18 protein-coding genes, 2 tRNA genes and 1 rRNA gene are annotated in these 17,800 nt (G+C 41.4%); 4 read left to right on the forward strand and 17 right to left on the reverse strand.

Annotation, left to right across the window (positions count from 1 at the left end):
* Positions 1–381: 381 nt before the first annotated feature.
* Complete coding sequence (locus KUV80_RS18245) at positions 382–1,026, reverse strand: hypothetical protein (protein ID WP_246625296.1); 645 nt, start codon at positions 1,024–1,026, stop codon at positions 382–384.
* A gap of 268 nt (positions 1,027–1,294) precedes the next feature.
* Between KUV80_RS18245 and KUV80_RS18250 the strand changes: the two genes are divergently transcribed.
* A complete protein-coding gene (locus KUV80_RS18250; RefSeq protein ID WP_222464150.1) occupies positions 1,295–2,476 on the forward strand; it encodes a DUF4317 domain-containing protein in 1,182 nt (393 codons plus the stop codon).
* An 89-nt stretch (positions 2,477–2,565) separates the two neighbouring features.
* Here KUV80_RS18250 and groL read toward each other — a convergent pair whose 3' ends face one another.
* Together groL and groES are read right to left on the reverse strand one after the other, a co-directional pair.
* Positions 2,566–4,203 (reverse strand): chaperonin GroEL, encoded by a 1,638-nt coding sequence (gene groL, locus KUV80_RS18255; protein WP_222464151.1) that lies wholly within the window; start codon positions 4,201–4,203, stop codon positions 2,566–2,568.
* A 96-nt stretch (positions 4,204–4,299) separates the two neighbouring features.
* Positions 4,300–4,584 (reverse strand): co-chaperone GroES, encoded by a 285-nt coding sequence (groES, locus tag KUV80_RS18260; protein WP_222464152.1) that lies wholly within the window; start codon positions 4,582–4,584, stop codon positions 4,300–4,302.
* A 240-nt stretch (positions 4,585–4,824) separates the two neighbouring features.
* Here groES and KUV80_RS18265 point away from each other — a divergent pair, with 240 nt between their 5' ends.
* Together KUV80_RS18265 and KUV80_RS18270 are read left to right on the forward strand one after the other, a co-directional pair.
* Positions 4,825–5,538, forward strand: coding sequence for a CPBP family intramembrane glutamic endopeptidase (locus tag KUV80_RS18265; protein ID WP_222464153.1), 714 nt, complete (start codon positions 4,825–4,827; stop codon positions 5,536–5,538).
* A complete protein-coding gene (locus KUV80_RS18270; protein WP_222464154.1) occupies positions 5,535–5,738 on the forward strand; it encodes a YdiK family protein in 204 nt (67 codons plus the stop codon). Before KUV80_RS18265 ends, KUV80_RS18270 begins: the two co-directional genes overlap by 4 nt.
* A 90-nt stretch (positions 5,739–5,828) precedes the next feature.
* Here the strand turns inward: KUV80_RS18270 and tatC are convergent, their stop codons facing one another.
* From tatC to moaC, 4 genes are read right to left on the reverse strand one after another with little or no spacing between them, the layout of a single operon-like run.
* Positions 5,829–6,611, reverse strand: coding sequence for a twin-arginine translocase subunit TatC (tatC, locus tag KUV80_RS18275; protein ID WP_222464155.1), 783 nt, complete (start codon positions 6,609–6,611; stop codon positions 5,829–5,831).
* Positions 6,612–6,623: 12 nt separating this feature from the next.
* Positions 6,624–6,806, reverse strand: a complete 183-nt coding sequence (locus KUV80_RS18280) for a twin-arginine translocase TatA/TatE family subunit (RefSeq protein WP_222464156.1) — start codon at positions 6,804–6,806, stop codon at positions 6,624–6,626.
* A 34-nt stretch (positions 6,807–6,840) separates the two neighbouring features.
* On the reverse strand, positions 6,841–7,476 hold the full coding sequence (locus KUV80_RS18285) for a redox-sensing transcriptional repressor Rex (protein ID WP_222464157.1): 636 nt from the start codon (positions 7,474–7,476) through the stop codon (positions 6,841–6,843).
* A gap of 45 nt (positions 7,477–7,521) precedes the next feature.
* Entirely contained in the window at positions 7,522–8,025 is a 504-nt protein-coding gene (moaC, locus tag KUV80_RS18290) for a cyclic pyranopterin monophosphate synthase MoaC (protein ID WP_222464158.1), read from the reverse strand.
* 188 nt (positions 8,026–8,213) lie between these two features.
* On the opposite strand from moaC, the gene KUV80_RS18295 reads away from it, so the two are divergent.
* Positions 8,214–10,154 (forward strand): ABC-F family ATP-binding cassette domain-containing protein, encoded by a 1,941-nt coding sequence (locus tag KUV80_RS18295; protein WP_222464159.1) that lies wholly within the window; start codon positions 8,214–8,216, stop codon positions 10,152–10,154.
* A gap of 303 nt (positions 10,155–10,457) precedes the next feature.
* Here the strand turns inward: KUV80_RS18295 and tsaD are convergent, their stop codons facing one another.
* From tsaD to rrf, 10 genes are all read right to left on the reverse strand, one after another.
* Entirely contained in the window at positions 10,458–11,474 is a 1,017-nt protein-coding gene (gene tsaD / locus KUV80_RS18300; RefSeq protein ID WP_222464160.1) for a tRNA (adenosine(37)-N6)-threonylcarbamoyltransferase complex transferase subunit TsaD, read from the reverse strand.
* Positions 11,471–11,920, reverse strand: a complete 450-nt coding sequence (gene rimI, locus KUV80_RS18305; protein WP_222464161.1) for a ribosomal protein S18-alanine N-acetyltransferase — start codon at positions 11,918–11,920, stop codon at positions 11,471–11,473. The genes tsaD and rimI overlap by 4 nt, the downstream gene beginning before the upstream one ends.
* 9 nt (positions 11,921–11,929) lie before the next feature.
* Positions 11,930–12,625 (reverse strand): tRNA (adenosine(37)-N6)-threonylcarbamoyltransferase complex dimerization subunit type 1 TsaB, encoded by a 696-nt coding sequence (gene tsaB / locus KUV80_RS18310; protein WP_222464162.1) that lies wholly within the window; start codon positions 12,623–12,625, stop codon positions 11,930–11,932.
* A complete protein-coding gene (tsaE, locus tag KUV80_RS18315; protein ID WP_222464163.1) occupies positions 12,622–13,077 on the reverse strand; it encodes a tRNA (adenosine(37)-N6)-threonylcarbamoyltransferase complex ATPase subunit type 1 TsaE in 456 nt (151 codons plus the stop codon). The genes tsaB and tsaE overlap by 4 nt, the downstream gene beginning before the upstream one ends.
* Before the next feature lie 9 nt (positions 13,078–13,086).
* Positions 13,087–14,088, reverse strand: coding sequence for a thiamine-phosphate kinase (gene thiL / locus KUV80_RS18320; protein ID WP_246625297.1), 1,002 nt, complete (start codon positions 14,086–14,088; stop codon positions 13,087–13,089).
* 140 nt (positions 14,089–14,228) lie between these two features.
* A tRNA-Asp gene (locus tag KUV80_RS18325) sits at positions 14,229–14,304 on the reverse strand.
* A 42-nt stretch (positions 14,305–14,346) separates the two neighbouring features.
* Positions 14,347–14,423, reverse strand: a tRNA-Met gene (locus KUV80_RS18330).
* Positions 14,424–14,713: 290 nt separating this feature from the next.
* Positions 14,714–16,093 carry an amino acid permease gene (locus KUV80_RS18335; protein ID WP_222464164.1) on the reverse strand — a complete coding sequence of 460 codons (1,380 nt, stop codon included), beginning with the start codon at positions 16,091–16,093 and terminating at the stop codon, positions 14,714–14,716.
* A 95-nt stretch (positions 16,094–16,188) separates the two neighbouring features.
* Positions 16,189–17,337 carry a trans-sulfuration enzyme family protein gene (locus tag KUV80_RS18340; protein WP_222464165.1) on the reverse strand — a complete coding sequence of 383 codons (1,149 nt, stop codon included), beginning with the start codon at positions 17,335–17,337 and terminating at the stop codon, positions 16,189–16,191.
* 381 nt (positions 17,338–17,718) lie between these two features.
* Positions 17,719–17,800: ribosomal RNA gene (gene rrf, locus KUV80_RS18345) — 5S ribosomal RNA — on the reverse strand; the annotation flags it as partial.

The following is a 17,800-nucleotide window of genomic DNA, read 5'->3' on the forward strand; positions in this document are numbered from 1 at the left end:
AGAGGAGTGTAATGACGGTAAAACAAGGACTGGAGCAGCTTATTCCCACGTTATTTCAGATAATTCCACGTTAAATTGGTTTTCTCCTACGTTAGATGAAATAATTCCACGTTATTTTCCATTTATCCGATTTTCGACAAACGCAGTTTAAATTTCGTCTGTCTGATGATTGAGTGTTAGAAGTAGTCCAGAGCAAAACTCGGATTATGTAGATATTTCTCGGGAAATTAAGAAATGTGTAGGTATACTTTTAGCTTAATATGTATTGGGTAGCGATATGGTGGTTTTGGTATGCGGATGTTGCATCATATCGGGTGGCGATATATGACTCTAAAATACACCCTGTCTTTATTAGAGCATATCGCCCAGCGATATGCCCGTTTATTTTCGGAATAATGAGGAAAGCCAGCTTCTTTTTTCTGTCCGTTGTATCACTTTTTCCAAACGTTGATTAAAATCACTCTGCAATCGCCATTCTTTTTTCTGTTCATCCTTTAAATCTTGTATCTCTTTTTGCAGAATATCGCTTTTTTGTTTTTCTTGCTCCAACAAGTTTTCATAATGCTTTCTTTGTTGTTCTGTTAATTTTTCAATTTTGGCGTTGGTTTTCTGCGCTGCGTTCCCTACCGCAGCTCCGATGGCATGATGATCCTGCTGGAGACGAGATACCGTCAGTTTAAGGTGTGACATATCGTTTGTTAGTTGGACGTTCATCTCACGTGCCGCAGCAAGCTCATTAGCCAACACCATTAAGACCTCTTTAAGTTGATTAGGGTCTTGTGGCAGGTTTTCATATGTATCGGGTAGCGCTACATCTGTATATGGAGGGGTTTCAAGTCTTTCTTTCTGCTCTTCCACAAGATTTTTTGCTGTATTGTCTAATGGCTTGTCCGTATCGCGGAGCGCTATAAGCGCACTGATATCAGATTGAACAAATATACGTCGGTCGCCGTCTTTTAAAAACTCATATCCGTTTCGCTCCAGGATTTGACCGTACTTTCGAACCGTTGGTGTGGCAATCCCCACTTCTTCTGCCACTTCCTTTGTGGAGAATGCTTGTTCATTCGGTTGTATATCGCGTCACATATCGGACCTCCTTATATTTTTGATTGTAACGTATCTACATAAGTTGTATCGCCCAGCGATACGATCCCTAAAAGATTCGATGACAAAATGTTCGTTTATGAGCTTTGTTCCAAAAATTCTCTTTTACACCTCTAAGTATACAATACCATGTATGTTAAAATGAATGGTGTTTCAAACATATCAGTCCATATAGGAGTGTTAGATAAGCATGAACAAAAAAGATATCGCTCAAATACGAAAACAGTTCAAAAAAGAGAATGATCTACTGAAAATCTCCAGCATCTTTAATGTGTATATAACGAAAGAATCAAGTGACATCTATCATCACGTGAGCCAGCCTTTCGAAATGCTTGATACCGAGCAACAAGAACTCTTTTTTAATAACTTCAAAAAATTGCTTGGTGGAAATCTCGACGAAAAGCTTTTTGAATTAAAGTTTAATAGAAATGCTGAAAACAACAGTCAGCTTATTTTGCATCAAGGGCTACTTGCAAGTGATACAGAAGATTGGAAAGAGCGAATGCTTCAAATGGTAGGAAAAATGCTCTTAAACCGTCAGTACGAAAAGGATATCGTGATTACCTTCATTAAGGGAGAATACTATAAGCCCACAAAGCGCAAAAATGATGAGGCTGAAATTAGTGAACGAGATGCCGTCTACTCTTTCCCCTTTATTTTGTGCAGCATAAACAATACACAAGAACCGAAAAAAGAACTGCTTTTTGATTATGTGGAAAAAGAGTTCAAGTACAATTTCGTGGTCGATCCTATCATCAATCTGAACGCACCGATTGGAGGATTTCTCTTCCCTTGTTTCAGCGATAATGCAGCAGACGTTAACCATATTCTGTACTCAGCCGGAAAAGTCCATGAGCCTGATTATGAATTCATTGTAGACGTCTTAAATGGCGAAGAAATCATGACGGCCAAAGACGATAAGATCGTGTTTGAAGAGATTATTAAAGACGTAACACAGGATCAGTTGAACACGTCTACCCTCTCCAACGTGTATGAAGAGATTAACCGTATGATTGAAGAGAACGAAGAAGAGGAACATCCACGATTAGATTCCAAAGACGTTGAGCGAGTTTTGAAAGCAAGCGGTGTTGAAGATATCAGCGTGGAAAAAGTAGAATCAGCTTTCCAAAAAGTGATTGATGATGATAAATATGAGATAAAAGCGAGCAGTGTTGTACCGAAATACAACTCGAAGTCGATTAAAATCGATACAAAGGTAGCTAAAATTGCAATTAGCCCGCAAGATTTAAGGTACGTGAAACAAGTTCAACTTAGCGGTAAACGCTACCTTATGATAGAAGTAGAAGAAGATACAGTTATTGAAGGGTTTACGATGATTCCGGAGGCTTTTGGGGAGAAGGTGGAAAAATAGAAAAAAGCTCCTCACGAAATTGACTCGTGAGGAGCTTTTTAGTTCACTCTCAAAAACCCTTATCTATTAAGGGGGAAGAGAGGCAGATATTACATCATGCCGCCCATTCCGCCCATGCCCATTCCGCCCATGTCAGGCATTCCGCCGCCAGCGTTTTCTTCTGGCTTATCCGCGATTACTGCTTCTGTTGTTAGGAACATTGCTGATACGGATGCTGCGTTTTGAAGAGCTGAACGTGTAACTTTAGTTGGGTCAACGATTCCGGATTCGAACATGTTTACCCATTCGCCCGTTGCTGCGTTGAAGCCGATTCCGATTTCTTCGTTCTTCAGACGCTCAACCACTACAGATCCTTCAAGACCTGCGTTGTGTGCGATTTGACGAACTGGCTCTTCTAATGCACGAAGAACAAGTTTGATACCTGTTAGCTCATCGCCAGTCGCTTCTACTTTAGAGATCGCGCTTAATACGTTAACTAGAGCTGTACCCCCACCGGATACAATACCCTCTTCAACCGCAGCACGCGTAGAGTTCAAAGCGTCTTCGATACGAAGTTTACGCTCTTTTAGCTCAGTTTCAGTAGCTGCACCAACTTTGATTACCGCTACACCACCTGCTAATTTAGCAAGGCGCTCTTGTAATTTTTCTTTATCAAATTCAGAAGTCGTTTCTTCTAATTGAGCTTTGATTTGGTTAACACGAGCTGCAATTTTAGAAGATTCGCCAGCACCTTCAACGATTGTTGTGTTTTCTTTCGTTACCACAACTTTAGAAGCTGTACCTAGCTGCGTGATGTTCGCCGTCTTAAGATCAAGACCTAGCTCTTCAGTAATCACTTCACCGCCAGTTAGTACTGCGATGTCTTCAAGCATTGCTTTACGACGGTCACCGAATCCAGGAGCTTTAACAGCTACTGCATTGAATGTTCCACGAAGCTTGTTAACTACTAATGTAGCAAGTGCTTCCCCTTCAACGTCTTCAGCAATCAACAATAGAGATTTCCCTTGTTGTACCACTTGCTCAAGAACTGGAAGGATTTCTTGAATGTTTGTAATCTTCTTATCTGTGATAAGGATGTACGGGTTCTCAAGCTCTGCTTCCATCTTGTCAGAGTTTGTAACCATGTATGGAGATGCATATCCGCGGTCAAACTGCATACCTTCAACCACTTCAAGCTCAGTTGTGAATCCTTTTGATTCTTCAATCGTGATAACGCCGTCGTTTCCAACGCGCTCCATCGCTTCAGCAATCAATTGACCTACTTCATCGTCAGCAGCAGAGATCGCTGCAACTTGTGCGATAGATTCTTTTCCTTCGATTGGCTTAGAGATCGCTTTAAGCTCTTTAACTGCAGCAGCTGTTGCTTTTTCGATCCCTTTACGAAGTACCATTGGGTTTGCACCGCTTGTTACGTTCTTTAATCCTTCACGGATCATCGCTTGTGCAAGAACCGTTGCTGTTGTTGTTCCGTCCCCTGCAACGTCGTTTGTTTTGCTAGCTACTTCTGCAACAAGTTTAGCACCCATGTTTTCAAATGCATCTTCAAGTTCGATCTCTTTTGCAATCGTTACACCGTCATTCGTAATTAGCGGAGAACCGAATTTCTTTTCAAGAACGACGTTACGTCCTTTTGGTCCAAGCGTTACTTTTACAGCGTTCGCTAATGCATCAACACCACGAAGCATTGAGCGGCGTGCGTCTTCACTAAATTTAATATCTTTAGCCATGTAAAAACCCTCCCATTAATTGTTAAAAGTTAGTGACTTACATATGCTCTTAATTTATGTAGCTTCAAATCATTGAAGCTCCCATTCTCTAGAACGTTAGCCTACGATCGCTAAAACGTCAGATTCACGAAGAATCAAATATTCTTTGCCTTGGTACTTCACTTCTGTACCTGCGTATTTTGAGAAAATAATCGTGCTTCCTTCAGAAACTTCTAAAGAGATACGCTCGCCGTTATCCGTCACACGACCTGTACCTACAGCAACAACTTTTCCTTCTTGAGGCTTTTCTTTTGCTGAATCTGGCAATACAATGCCGCTTGCAGTTTTTTCTTCACCTTCTACAAGCTCAATAATAATACGGTCACCTAATGGCTTTAACAAGTGAAACACCCTCCTTAAATAGTTAAAAAGTTTTCTTATTAGCACTCTTTGTTAGTGAGTGCTAACTCCATTTCTAATAATAAATAAAACTTTAAAACTTTGCAAGCGGGAAATGAGAAAAAAATTCTCAAAAACGATATCCTCGCGAGCCATGCCTATTCTATGTTAAAATGGGTTAGCATATAGAGAGTAATAACAAGAAGATTGTATTATGGGTAAGGAATTAAAGGAGAACTTAATTTGAAGAAAAAATACTGGTGGATCATTTTTATATACATCGCTATGCAATTCTCAGGTTTCCTTGGAATACCTCTTTTAAACGAACTAGGTGTTCCGGAAAAGCAGTTGTTTGGTATGTGGGGAACGATCAGCTTTATCGCTGCTCTTGTTATCATCCTATACATGCTCATCCCTGAAATGAGAAGCCGTCATCGCGATTCTGAACGTGTTTCAAAAGGTTCTGCTGTTCTTTGGTCCATTATCGGTATTTTCATGGCTTATGCTGCACAGATTATAGCAAGCCTTATCGAAATGAATGTATTCGGTATCCAGCCAGGTTCAGAAAACACGGAAATGTTAGTCGAGATTGTAAAAGATGTTAAATACTTTATGATTGTCACGGCAATTGTTGGACCGATACTTGAAGAGATCATCTTCCGTAAAATTATTTTCGGATCCCTTCATAAACGATTCAATTTCTTTGTATCTGCTTTGATCAGTTCTCTTATTTTTGCTGCTGTTCATGCGGACTTTACACATCTATTAATCTACACGGCAATGGGCTTTACCTTTGCGTATCTTTATGTTCGAACAAAACGTCTGCTTGTTCCGATTGCGGCACACGTTGCGATGAATACACTCGTTTTAATCGTCCAGATTTTCCTTGCTGATAAAATTAAGGAAATGGAGAAACAGCTAGAAACAGCGCAATTGATTATTGGAGGACTACTATGAAGACATCACCTTTGTTTATGGCCTTTTTGTATTTAGCGATCGGCTTTGTTTTTACGTATCTGGCTGTCCATTATGCGAATGAATACGGAATGACGAGCATCTGGACAATCATTACGATGGTCGTTGCCACATTTGATTTCGCAAACAGCATCCGCTATTTCGCTTTGAACAACCACTTGAAAAGAAAACAAAAAAAATAGATACATGCAAAACGAAACTGCCCCCAGAAGGAGGCAGTTTTTTTGCACTTAAAAAAGAGAATGCCCAAAGCTATGGCACCCTCTTCACCTTTATTCGTTATAAGCCGATTCAGCTGCTTCTTCTCTTTCCTTCACAAGAGCTTCCATTTCCGCTTTCATTCTTTTTTTATAGGCGGTTTTTGAAATAACGATACTCACCTCATAAAGAATAATGAGAGGGAAGGTGACCATCAAGTGAGAAATGAGTTCTGGCGGCGTGATCAATCCGGCAATCACCAATATAACAAAATACGCTACTTTTCTAATGCTTTTTAAGAATTGAGGTGAAACAATTCCAAGCCGTGTTAAGAACATAACAAGGACTGGGAATTGAAACAGCAATCCGAACGGAAGCGTAATGTTAAATAAAAATGAAAAGTATTCCTGAATTCCGTACTCCCCTTCAACACTTAAAGCGGTAGCGACATTCCCCATAAATCCAACGACAAACGGAAACAGAATAAAATAGGAAAAGGCAAGTCCCGTTAAAAATAAGAGAAAAGAGACCGGGATGTACATCAGTGTAACTCTGCGTTCATTTTCAAACAGTCCTGGACTGATAAATGCCCATAGCTGATACAACGCGAACGGCGCTGTCAACACAAGCCCGATAATAAAGGCAAATGACATATATACATTCAGCGGATCTGTTAAGTGAAAGGCGTTCATTTGAATATCTTTTGCTATCGGATCACTTTGCAAATATACGATCACCGGCCTAGCAAAGAAAAAACCCGCGATTAGAAACGCGAAGAAAGCTAGTGCCGTCAAAATGATTCGTTTTCGTAATTCACCTAAATGATCATACATCGTCATCTTTTTTTCATAGCTCATTGAAAAACATCCTTACTTCTTCGGTTCGTCTTTTTCCTTCTTTACATCATCATCGTCATCCATAATTCCTTTTGTTGCATTTTTGAACTCACGCAATGTCTTTCCTGCTGCTTTTCCTAGCTCAGGCAGCTTTTTTGGTCCGAATAAAATCAATGCTGCTCCTGCGATTAATGCGATACTTCCTGCACCTAACATGGGTTTGCCTCCTTTGGTTTTTAATTTGATTTTTTTAAGAGTAATTCTTCATAAAATAAACAAGTGATTGCAGCTCTACCGCGAGATCAATATGATGGACGCGGATATCAGGAGCTAAGGTTAGACGTGCCGGTGTAAAGTTTAGAATCCCTTTTACGCCCGCTCTTTCCAGCTGATCTGCGATCGGCTGTGCAGCACCCACTGGTACAGTAAGGATCGCTACGTCTATGCCTCGTTTCTTCAGCTCGCTCTCAATGTCATTCGTGTGAAAAACAGATACTCCTGCGATCTCTGTGCCAATCTTAGAAGGATCGACATCGAATGCCACTTCTATCTTCGTGTTATTATTTTTTGTGAAGTTGTAATGCAAAAAGGCAGTGCCTAAATTTCCTACTCCGATTAAAGCAACTGTGGTCGTTTCATCCTGATTAAGTGTTTTTCGGAAAAAAGATAACAGGTAGTTAACATTGTAGCCATAACCCTTTTTTCCTAATGCGCCAAAATACGAAAAATCTCTGCGTATCGTGGCAGAATCTACTTTTACCGCTTCACTTAATTCAGCAGAGGACACCCTTTGCTTTCCGGAAGAGGATAGATTTTTTAAAAACCGGTAATACAATGGCAGCCGTTTCGCTGTAGCATGTGGTATCTTTAACTGATCTTGGTTCATAGATAGAGCCCTCCATGTGTAGAAAGCGGATTCTTCCCTATTGTATCATACTTTATCAGGGCTTGAAGAACGTACAAAATCCCCATTCTTACCTCCCGTTTTTGATAGAAGATACGTTTGTCCGATAATCATTCCTTTATCGGCAGCTTTACACATGTCATAAACAGTCAGTGCTGCAGCAGATGCAGCAGTGAGTGCTTCCATTTCTACCCCGGTGCTTCCTTTTGTCTTTACCTCTGCCTGTATATTAAGTTTGTATCCATCCTCACTCTGTTTTTCCCAGTGAAAAGATAGATCAACACCTGTTAGTGCTAGTGGATGACACATCGGTATCCAATCAGCGGTTTTCTTCGCAGCCATAATACCCGCTACCTGAGCAACCGCCAGAACGTCCCCTTTTTTGAATCCATTGTCTTTGATCTTAAGGAAGACTTCTTCACATACTGTTATCCCGCTGACCGCAACCGCTGTCCGGTGAGACGTTTCTTTTTCCGAAATATCTACCATCTTGGCACGGCCTTCTCCGTTAAAATGGGTTAACCCGTTCATACAACCCCTCCTCATGATGAATATACACGAAACCGCTTTTATTGTCGTTATGATTTTACTTGTATTTATTGCAAAATGTTGAACTTTCCCATTAGTTGGCGATAAACGTCAAACTGCGCTAAACTACTAGTAGACATGGGGTAGATCGCTCAATACTATCACCCCCTTTTTTATAGAGGTGAAGGCAAATGATTATCTTACAAGTTCAAGACGTCACTAAGTCCTTTGGTGCTGACGTTATTTTATCAAATATAAAATTAGAAGTTCAAACAGGAGAACGAATCGCATTAGTGGGAAGGAACGGCGCAGGCAAGTCCACACTTCTTCGCGTAATAACAGGCGAGTATTCGTATGATTCCGGTCATGTCATGATTCCTAAGGACGTAAAGACAGGATACCTTGCACAAGATGCCGGTCTTGATTCAGAAGAGACGATTTGGAATGAGATGCTCTCTGTCTTTGAACACCTTCGAAAAAAAGAGAAAAAGCTGCGTGAGATGGAGACACGAATGGGAGATCCTTCTGTACTGGAAAATGCCACAGAATACGAGCGTCTGTTAAAAGACTACGATGAATTGCAGATTCAGTTTAAAGATGAAGGCGGTTATCAATATGAAGCCGAAATTCGTACCGTGCTTCATGGCTTTCAATTTGCCGATTTTGATCGAGATACGCGGATCAACACGCTAAGCGGGGGGCAAAAAACGAGACTTGCTCTTGCCAAGCTCCTATTAACGAAGCCTGATCTGCTTATCCTTGATGAACCTACAAACCACTTAGATATCAAAACGTTAACGTGGTTAGAGCAATACTTGCAGAGTTATCCAGGGGGTATTTTGATCGTCTCTCACGACCGCTACTTCCTTGATAAAATCGTAACGACTGTTTATGAAGTGTCCAGAAAGCGATGCTACCGATTTACCGGGAACTACTCCAACTACCTGGAGCAAAAAGCAGAGCGTTATGCCCAAGAAATGAAAGAGTTTGAGAAGCAGCAGGATCAAGTGGCAAAGCTCGAAGACTTTATTCAGCGAAATATCGTACGGGCATCCACTACAAAACGCGCACAAAGCAGGCGTAAACAGCTTGAAAAAATGGAATTGAAAGAAAGACCTGCCGGTTCTGAAAAGGCGGCTTCCTTTTCCTTTGAAATTGAAAAGCAGAGCGGCAACGATGTATTGAAACTTGAACACGTCAGTACAGGCTACGAAAGTGACTCCCCGCTGTTTCGGAACGTTCAATTAGCCGTAAATCGTCAAGACAGCGTGGCAATCGTTGGACCGAACGGCATCGGAAAATCAACTCTTTTAAAAGTAATTCGAAAAGATCTGCCTTTGTTAACAGGTGATATTCGCTATGGAAGCCAATTAAAGATATCGCATTATGATCAGGAACAAGCCGATCTTCACTCCCGAAAAACGTTACTCAATGAGCTTTGGGATGATTATCCGGAAAAAACCGAAAAAGAGATTCGATCCATTCTTGGCCAATTTCTGTTTAGCGGTGATGATGTACTGAAGCTCGTAACTGAATTGAGCGGCGGTCAGAAAGCCCGTCTTGCCCTTGCTAAACTCATGATGGAAAAAGGCAATCTCTTATTGCTGGATGAGCCAACGAACCACCTTGATCTGGATAGCAAAGAGGTGCTGGAGCAGGCTTTGATTCATTATCCGGGTACGATTCTTTTCGTTTCCCATGACCGGTATTTCATTAATCGAATCGCAACAAAAGTAGTTGAACTCGCTCCGTCCGGCATAACCGAGTATCTGGGAGATTACGATTATTACACAGAAAAAAAGAACGAGATGAAAGCTCGTGAAGAAATTGCGGAACGTCAGAAGGCAGAAAGTCTAGCTGCCAGCCCGTCAAGCACTACGTCAAACGGTTCAAAGATCTCGATTGATAAAGAAGCGAAAAAGCAGGATCGTAAACGCCAGCGACGCATTGAGGAAATCGAAGAACTGCTCGAAGGACTTGAGAGTAAGATCGTTTATGCAGAAGGCGAACTGTGCAAACCAGAAGTTTTTCAGAATTATGAAAAGACCCAAGAGTTTCAATCACAGTTAGATGCATTGAATGCAGAAATGGAAACGTTAATGGAAGAATGGGAAGAACTCCAGAACGCTTAAAACTAAGCTGACATCCTTAAAAGAGAAGGATTGTCAGCTTTTTATTTATCCACAGGATTTGTTAAGGTTTTATATGGTTTTTGTTAACTTATCCACCTTATCCACAATTCTCTGTGTATACATCTTGTTAATTGTGCATAACATGAAACCTTTAATAGAGAAGTATTGAAAAGCTTTTCCACATTATCCACAAAACTGTGTATAACTTTTCCACAGTCTTATTTAACCCATTTGTCGGATTAAGTCGTCATAAGTCGATTACAAAAAAGCCCTTTTCCAAATGGGGAAAAGGACTTCACTCACTTATTGCGCTTCTAAATCTAAACCTGGCACACCGTTTAAGGCCATATCTGCACGTGTTCCCTTTTGGTAAGCAACACTGCCTGCTGCAGCAATCATTGCAGCATTGTCTGTACATAAATGCAGAGGCGGAATTACCAAATCGAAATCCGTTTCTTTAAAGCGTACCACAAGCTTCTCTCGCAGACCTTTGTTTGCAGCCACCCCACCAGCTAAAAGCACTTGTTTAACGTCAAATCGGTTTGCAGCGCGATAGGTTTTTTCCACAAGGACATCCACAACACTTGCTTGAAAGCTTGCTGCTAAGTCTTCTGGTTTAATCACTTCTCCGCGCTGTGTCGCATTATGCACCGTATTGATAACCGCTGATTTTAACCCGCTAAAGCTAAAATCAAGAGATTCCGGTTCCAGCCAGGCTCTCGGAAGGTCAATAGTCGCTTCACCCTCTTGTGCGAGCTTGTCGATATGCGGGCCACCTGGGTACGGCATATTCAGCGTTCTAGCCACTTTATCATACGCTTCACCCGCTGCATCATCTCTTGTTTCGCCGATCACTTTAAACGAACCGTGCTCCTCCATCAAAACAAGCTCCGTATGTCCACCTGAAACGATCAGTGACAACAACGGAAACGTCATTTCTTTTACAAGTCGGTTTGCGTATATATGACCCGCAATATGGTGCACGGGAACGAGCGGAAGACCGTGTGCAAACGCAAAGGCTTTTGCGGCATTTACACCGATTAAGAGCGCACCGACCAATCCTGGTCCTTCTGTTACAGCTACTGCCGTTAAGTCAGCTGGTTCAAGCTCGGCTTTGTTAAGGGCCTCTTCTATCACGATCGTGATTTGTTCGACATGATGACGAGACGCCACTTCTGGAACTACACCGCCAAAACGTTTATGACTCTCGATCTGTGATGCCACAACGTTCGCTAACAGTTCAGTACCGTTCTTAACGATCGCTACTGCCGTTTCGTCGCAGCTTGTTTCGATTGCTAATATGATCTCATCTTTTATCATAGTTCCACCCACATTACTAAAGCATCTTCACCGTTATCACTGTAATAGTTTTTTCTGATTCCACCGGCTTGGAAGCCAAGTTTTTTATATAAATTCTGCGCAACATGATTGCTTACTCGAGCTTCTAAGGTCATCGTCAAAGCACCTTGTCTTTTTGCGAGCTTAATGGCCTCTCTCATAAGCTGTTCTCCTAATTTTCTTCCCCTGTAAGAAGGAAGTATCGCAATATTCGTTACATGAGCCTCATCCATAACAAGCCAAATGCCGCAATAGCCAATGGGTTGAAAGGAATCTTCCACAATCAAATAGTACGCAAATTGATTTTGTTCAATTTCTCTGTAAAACGCTTCTTTTGACCAAGGAACGGCAAAAGAAGATTGTTCAATCCCCAGAATATCTTCAATATCACTTACGGTAGCGAGTCTAAACGTATAGGCCTCTCCCATTCGATACACCTACTTCCCCTGCGACTTCAGCCAGTTCACTTCTGCTTCTGCCAACTGAAGATAGCTTGGTGTAAACGTATGGATGTCCTCAGGATCTCTATCCATCCCAATACGGCCCAATTCGCTCGGTCTCGGGTTATGATCAGATACTTGTCCAAACACGGCCTGACTTCCAAGAACTTCTGATATGGTTTCTTGGTGGATAGGAAGATCATTACCTATAAATAATAGCTTTTCATTCGTTTCTTGAAGCTTTGTGAGCCAACTATCTAATAAAATAATCTGGTCTTCCCAAAGGTTCTGAAATACACCATTCTCATGCTGTCCGTAAAGGCCCGTAAACAACTGTGTGCGTCTTGCATCAAACAAAGGAACGGTAAAGCCATTGAAGTATTTTCCGCATTGAGCAAGGACTTCTAAGCTAGATACCCCTACTAAGTCTATTTTTAACGTCCACGCGAGTGTCTTCGCAATCGTTACGCCAATACGGACCCCTGTGTAGGATCCTGGACCTCTCGCTACTACAATCCGATTCAGCTCAGCAGGTTTAACACCCGTTTCTTTCAATAGTTGTTCAATTGCTGGCATCACGCGGATCGAATGATTTTTCTTTAAATTTGTAATATACTCGCCGAGCACTTTTCCTTCATCCAATACGGCAATCCCCATAACGAGGTTGGATGTGTCTATTGCCAGTACTTTCATTTCATAATCTCCTTAACACGTTCTTCATATCGCTCGCCTAATGGTTTTAACTGAATTTCACGCTCGTCCTCTCCCTTATGTGAGATCACGAGTTCCAGTCTTTCATCAGGGAGATACTCTTCTATAAATGTCGCCCATTCCACCACACATACTCCGTCTCCTGAAAAATACTCTTCAAAGCCTAAATCCTCATAAGAGTCTTCCAAGCGATACACATCCATATGGTAAAGAGGCAAACGGCCCTTGTACTCTTTAATAATGGTAAACGTAGGGGAGTTTACAGTCCGGGTGATGCCCAATCCTTTTGCCAACCCTTTCGTAAAGGTCGTCTTACCGGCACCAAGATCGCCAGCCAGGGTAAGAACATCTCCTTTTTTTAAGGTTAACCCCATTTTTTCGGCAAAAGTCATCGTTTCTTCGGCTGACTTTGATTGAATATGATATAGACTCATGACTTCCCCTTACCTTTCCCTAAAATGATTAAATCCTTTTTTTGTGAGCGGATTAGATGCTCGTCCGTTAGTATGATACAAATAGACGGATGCATTTTCCTTTTCTCCCACTTTCCCAATTACAAAAAGTGAAAGTGATTGCTGTTTAAACAGGCTTGCAAGTGCCTGATAATCCTGTTGGGAGACTGTTCCCGTCAGCACATAATCTTCTCCGCCATACAATTGGCAGTTTCGCCGTTCTTCTATTGAAAAAGCTTCTAGAAATGGACTTACAGGTATCTTATCTTCATCAATATGTATCGTAACATGACTTGACTCCGCAATCTCGTTTAGTTCACTAGCAATCCCATCACTCACATCATTTAAACTGATACGAAAACCGCTTTTTGAAAGAATGCGCCCTTGTTCAATATGCGGTAAAGGCATTTGGTGCTGTGCAACGAGCCTTTTTTCTGATTCACTAAATGAATGATGACGCGTTTTTTCTAATAAAAGATGGAGTCCTGCTGCGGATTCTCCTGTTACCCCTGTTAAAAAGACAATGTCATCTGGTTTCGCATGACTTCGAAGCAAATGAGTCCCTTTCTCTACTTTTCCAATAATCGTGACAGTTAATACAAGCGGCCCTTTCGTGCTTACTGTATCACCGCCGATTAAATCGGTCCTGTATTTCTTTGCGAGGTCCTTCATCCCCTCATAAACCTCTTGAAGGTCTTGTTCACTCCACTCATTTGGTATCGCGATCGATACTAAGAAAAATTGAGGAATCGCACCCATAGCTCCTAAATCACTTAAGTTAACAGCAAGTGCTTTATGGCCAATTTGATAAGGACTTAACGTATCCTTTGTAAAATGAACACCTTCAACCATCGTATCGACACAAACCACTTGCTCCATCTTTTCGTCCACAGACCAAAGAGCTGCATCATCACCTATACCGACAATCAACTCTTTTTGAAAGGAAGAAGAAGGGGTAATGCTTTTAATCCATTCAAATTCATCATGAATCATCCGGACTCACCTCATTTTAAGCGAAATCATTATAAAAAAGCCTTAGGGTCATATCGAGCTCCTAAGGTAACGGTAATCTATTTAAGTGTAACTTATCTGTAGACATAAAAAAACACGAAACCTTTGTTTCGTTATTTTAGTGGCGGACCCGACCGGGGTCGAACCGGCGATCTCCTGCGTGACAGGCAGGCATGTTAACCACTACACCACGGGTCCAGCTAGTATGTAATTTAGTGGTAATGATTTAAGAATAAAAATTGGTTGCGGGGACAGGATTTGAACCTGCGACCTTCGGGTTATGAGCCCGACGAGCTACCAGACTGCTCCACCCCGCGACGTTATAAAAGTATATGGACGATGTGTCCAAGTTTGTCGTCTCTTCCTCTACAAGCATCTCATGATGTGTATCCGTCGAGACATGTCGTCGTAATTTCTCTGAAGCACTTGCTCCATGCTCCACCCCGCGACGTTATAAAAGGTTGTTTTTTTCTCTAAAAGTCTGTTTTAGATAACAACTTGTTTCGGACATTTATTAATATAACACGTTTGTTAGTATGATGCAAGTGTTAATTAATTATTAGGCACCGGAAACTTTTTTTTTTCCAGTGCCTTCTTTTTTTCCTGTTTATGCTGCCTTTTTATGATCTTCAGAAGTCTTATGAAAGCCTTTTGCATAGTAAATGACCGTTAATAAGACAAGCCAGCACGGGCCAACGATCAGCGCAATCCTTGTATCTGGGAAGTACGCCATTAACCCAATAACAAAGATAAGAATAGCTAATGCTATATAGGATCCATACGGCCAAAACGGCGCTTTAAACTTCAAGTCCTTCTTTTCTTCTTCACTTAAGTTTCGACGGAATTTCAACTGTGACAATAGAATGATGCCCCACGTCCATATCGCCCCAAAAGTTGAGATACTCGTTACCCAAATAAATACTTTTTCTGGTACAAGGTAATTTAGGACAACCCCTATAAGCAATGCTGCTGCTGATACTAAGATCGCTACAGATGGAACTCCTGTTCTTCCGATCTTTTTTAGCTTAGAAGGTGCCTGTTTTTGCTCAGCTAGGTTAAATAGCATACGTCCTGTGCTGAAAATCCCGCTGTTACAGCTTGAAAGGGCAGCTGTGAGCACAACAAAGTTGATAATACCTGCAGCTTGTCCGACCCCAATTTTCTCAAATGTAAGAACGAAAGGACTTCCTTGTGTTCCAATCTGATCCCACGGATAAATGGACATGATGACGAACAATGCCCCTACATAAAACAACAGTATACGCCAGAACACTGTATTCACGGCTTTCGATATCGCTTTTCCAGGGTTCTTCACTTCCCCTGCTGTTACACCGATCATCTCTATACCTAAATATGCGAACATGACCATCTGCATCGACATTAAAACACCTTTAATGCCGTTTGGAGCAAACCCGCCATTTTCCCACAGGTTGCTAATACCAGTAGCTACTCCGCCATTTCCAAAACCAAATATGATCATTCCGAATCCAACGATGATCATTAAAACAATCGCAACAATCTTGATCAATGCAAACCAAAATTCAAATTCTCCGTAAGCTTTAATGGCGATCAGGTTCACACTAGCCATAATGACAAGTGCCGCTAATGCCCATATCCATGTTGCTACATCTGGATACCACATCTTCATATAAATCCCGACAGCTGTGATTTCCGCCATACACGTCACAATCCATAAGAACCAATAATTCCACCCTGTTAAATAACCGGCCAATGGTCCAAGATAATTTCGAGCATATCGGCTAAAGGATCCAGCAACCGGCTGATGTACCGCCATTTCTCCAAGTGCTCTCATAATCATAAACATAACGGCTCCGCCTAGAGCATATGCGAATAAAATCGCTGGTCCTGCCATTTTAATGGCTGAAGCTGAACCTAAAAATAAGCCCACTCCAATGGCGGCCCCAAGTGACATAAGTGTGATATGTCTTTCCTCTAGCCCGCGGTGTAATTCTTCTTTCGGCTTCATTTTTATGCCTCCCTCGTTGTGTTTGATGAAGCGCTTTCGCTAAGGTATCTTAACACGATTCGACAAGGGATAACAATTTGTTTTTTTGTTACAGTTTAAAGTCCTAAAGCTTTTCCTGCAGCTGTTTTAAAGACTGAACAAATGTCTTCTTTATCCTCGATGCCTACAGAGATTCGAATAACATTTTTATGGATTCCTAATTTCTCACTCACTTCTATCGGTAATGCACGGTGAGATGTACCTAATGGATAAGATACAGTCGTTTCAACGCCAGCAAGTGTAGGAACAATATGCACCCAGTCTAGTGATTTGAAAAACGTGTGAACATCACTTTTATCATCTAACTCAATGGTTACGATCGCGCCATTGCCTTTTTCACTTACAAACTCGGGATAATAAACCGTTTTAATGCCTTTTGTGTCTTTAAGCTGTCTGGCTAATTCACGAGCATTTGTTAAATGACGCTCCATTCGAACACTTAACGTCTTTAATCCTCTAGACGCAAGCCATGCATCAAACGGTCCTAGATTACATCCAAGATGAATCATTTTAGATTTAGCATTTGCAATGAGATCTTCTCTCCCAACAACGACTCCCGCAGTTACATCACTATGGCCATTCAAGTATTTCGTAGCACTATGAACGATAAGGTCAATCCCTTGAGTGTATGGCTGCAAAACATATGGAGTTGCGAATGTATTGTCGATCATTGTGGTTATTCCATGCTTTTTTGCTAAAGTAACGAGCCCTGAAAGATCCTCAACTCTAAGAAGAGGGTTTGTTACAGACTCGGAATAGATAAGTTTCGTGTTGGGTTTGATATTTTTTTCGATATCATGTGCGTCACTAAACGATACAAATGAAGTTTCAACGCCAAAGCTTTTTAATTCATCTGATAGAAGCTTATATGTACCTCCGTACAAATCCTCGCATGCTATGATGTGGTCGCCACTTTGAACAACAGCCAGAATTCCAACTAAAATAGCCGACATGCCTGATGAAGTAACTACACCAGCAGGAGCTTGTTCCAGTTCGGCAACCCCTTTAGCGAAGTCGTCTTGATTAGGATTGTTCATCCTCGTGTATAAAAAGTCATTCTTACCACGAAAATAATCCTCTAAGTCATCTAAATCTGAAAAAGAAAAGGCAGATGTCTGATAGAGCGGCTTTACTTTACTAACTGATTTTACGCTTGCATGACCACCAGCATGAACAGCGGAAGTATCAAAGTGAACATTTTTCATTTCTATATCCTCCCCATTGGTTTTTATCTCCTAGTGTAGCATAAAAAAACGAGGAGCATATGACATCGCGGCTTGTCATTTATAAAAAAAAGGAAGATCGATTTGCCCATCTTCCACTTTAAGGGTGACTTTTTTGAGAAAGCTGTGGGGAGGTGATTTAAGTGATTGGTTTGCAGAATATCTTATTATTGGGGCTGGTTTTAGATGCCGATTTGTCGAAAAGCTTATAAAACCTAAAATCCGTACTTACACCTTTTAAATGAAAAGAAGAAGATGGGTTTGGCCATCTTCTTCCTCATTTTTCATTTATGAGTCTTCACCCCAGTGGACTCCTTTTTAAACACAAAAAAAGAAGATGGATATTCATCCATCTTCCTCATTGCTCAGCGACGTCCTACTCTAACAGGGGGAGACCCCCAACTACCATCGGCGCTGAAGAGCTTAACTTCCGTGTTCGGTATGG

The sequence above is a fragment of the Fictibacillus nanhaiensis genome (assembly GCF_019801215.1).
Classification (GTDB): Bacteria; Bacillota; Bacilli; order Bacillales; family Fictibacillaceae; genus Fictibacillus; species Fictibacillus nanhaiensis_C.

What these genes read in the sequence shown, in the direction of transcription:
- KUV80_RS18250 (WP_222464150.1), top strand. Translation starts at nt 1,295, where the DNA reads ATGAACAAAAAAGATATCGCTCAAATACGAAAACAGTTCAAAAAAGAG.
- groL (WP_222464151.1), bottom strand. Translation starts at nt 4,203, where the DNA reads ATGGCTAAAGATATTAAATTTAGTGAAGACGCACGCCGCTCAATGCTT.
- KUV80_RS18270 (WP_222464154.1), top strand. Translation starts at nt 5,535, where the DNA reads ATGAAGACATCACCTTTGTTTATGGCCTTTTTGTATTTAGCGATCGGC.
- tatC (WP_222464155.1), bottom strand. Translation starts at nt 6,611, where the DNA reads ATGAGCTATGAAAAAAAGATGACGATGTATGATCATTTAGGTGAATTA.
- KUV80_RS18280 (WP_222464156.1), bottom strand. Translation starts at nt 6,806, where the DNA reads ATGTTAGGTGCAGGAAGTATCGCATTAATCGCAGGAGCAGCATTGATT.
- KUV80_RS18285 (WP_222464157.1), bottom strand. Translation starts at nt 7,476, where the DNA reads ATGAACCAAGATCAGTTAAAGATACCACATGCTACAGCGAAACGGCTG.
- moaC (WP_222464158.1), bottom strand. Translation starts at nt 8,025, where the DNA reads ATGAACGGGTTAACCCATTTTAACGGAGAAGGCCGTGCCAAGATGGTA.
- KUV80_RS18295 (WP_222464159.1), top strand. Translation starts at nt 8,214, where the DNA reads ATGATTATCTTACAAGTTCAAGACGTCACTAAGTCCTTTGGTGCTGAC.
- tsaD (WP_222464160.1), bottom strand. Translation starts at nt 11,474, where the DNA reads ATGATAAAAGATGAGATCATATTAGCAATCGAAACAAGCTGCGACGAA.
- rimI (WP_222464161.1), bottom strand. Translation starts at nt 11,920, where the DNA reads ATGGGAGAGGCCTATACGTTTAGACTCGCTACCGTAAGTGATATTGAA.
- tsaB (WP_222464162.1), bottom strand. Translation starts at nt 12,625, where the DNA reads ATGAAAGTACTGGCAATAGACACATCCAACCTCGTTATGGGGATTGCC.
- tsaE (WP_222464163.1), bottom strand. Translation starts at nt 13,077, where the DNA reads ATGAGTCTATATCATATTCAATCAAAGTCAGCCGAAGAAACGATGACT.
- thiL (WP_246625297.1), bottom strand. Translation starts at nt 14,088, where the DNA reads ATGATTCATGATGAATTTGAATGGATTAAAAGCATTACCCCTTCTTCT.
- KUV80_RS18335 (WP_222464164.1), bottom strand. Translation starts at nt 16,093, where the DNA reads ATGAAGCCGAAAGAAGAATTACACCGCGGGCTAGAGGAAAGACATATC.
- KUV80_RS18340 (WP_222464165.1), bottom strand. Translation starts at nt 17,337, where the DNA reads ATGAAAAATGTTCACTTTGATACTTCCGCTGTTCATGCTGGTGGTCAT.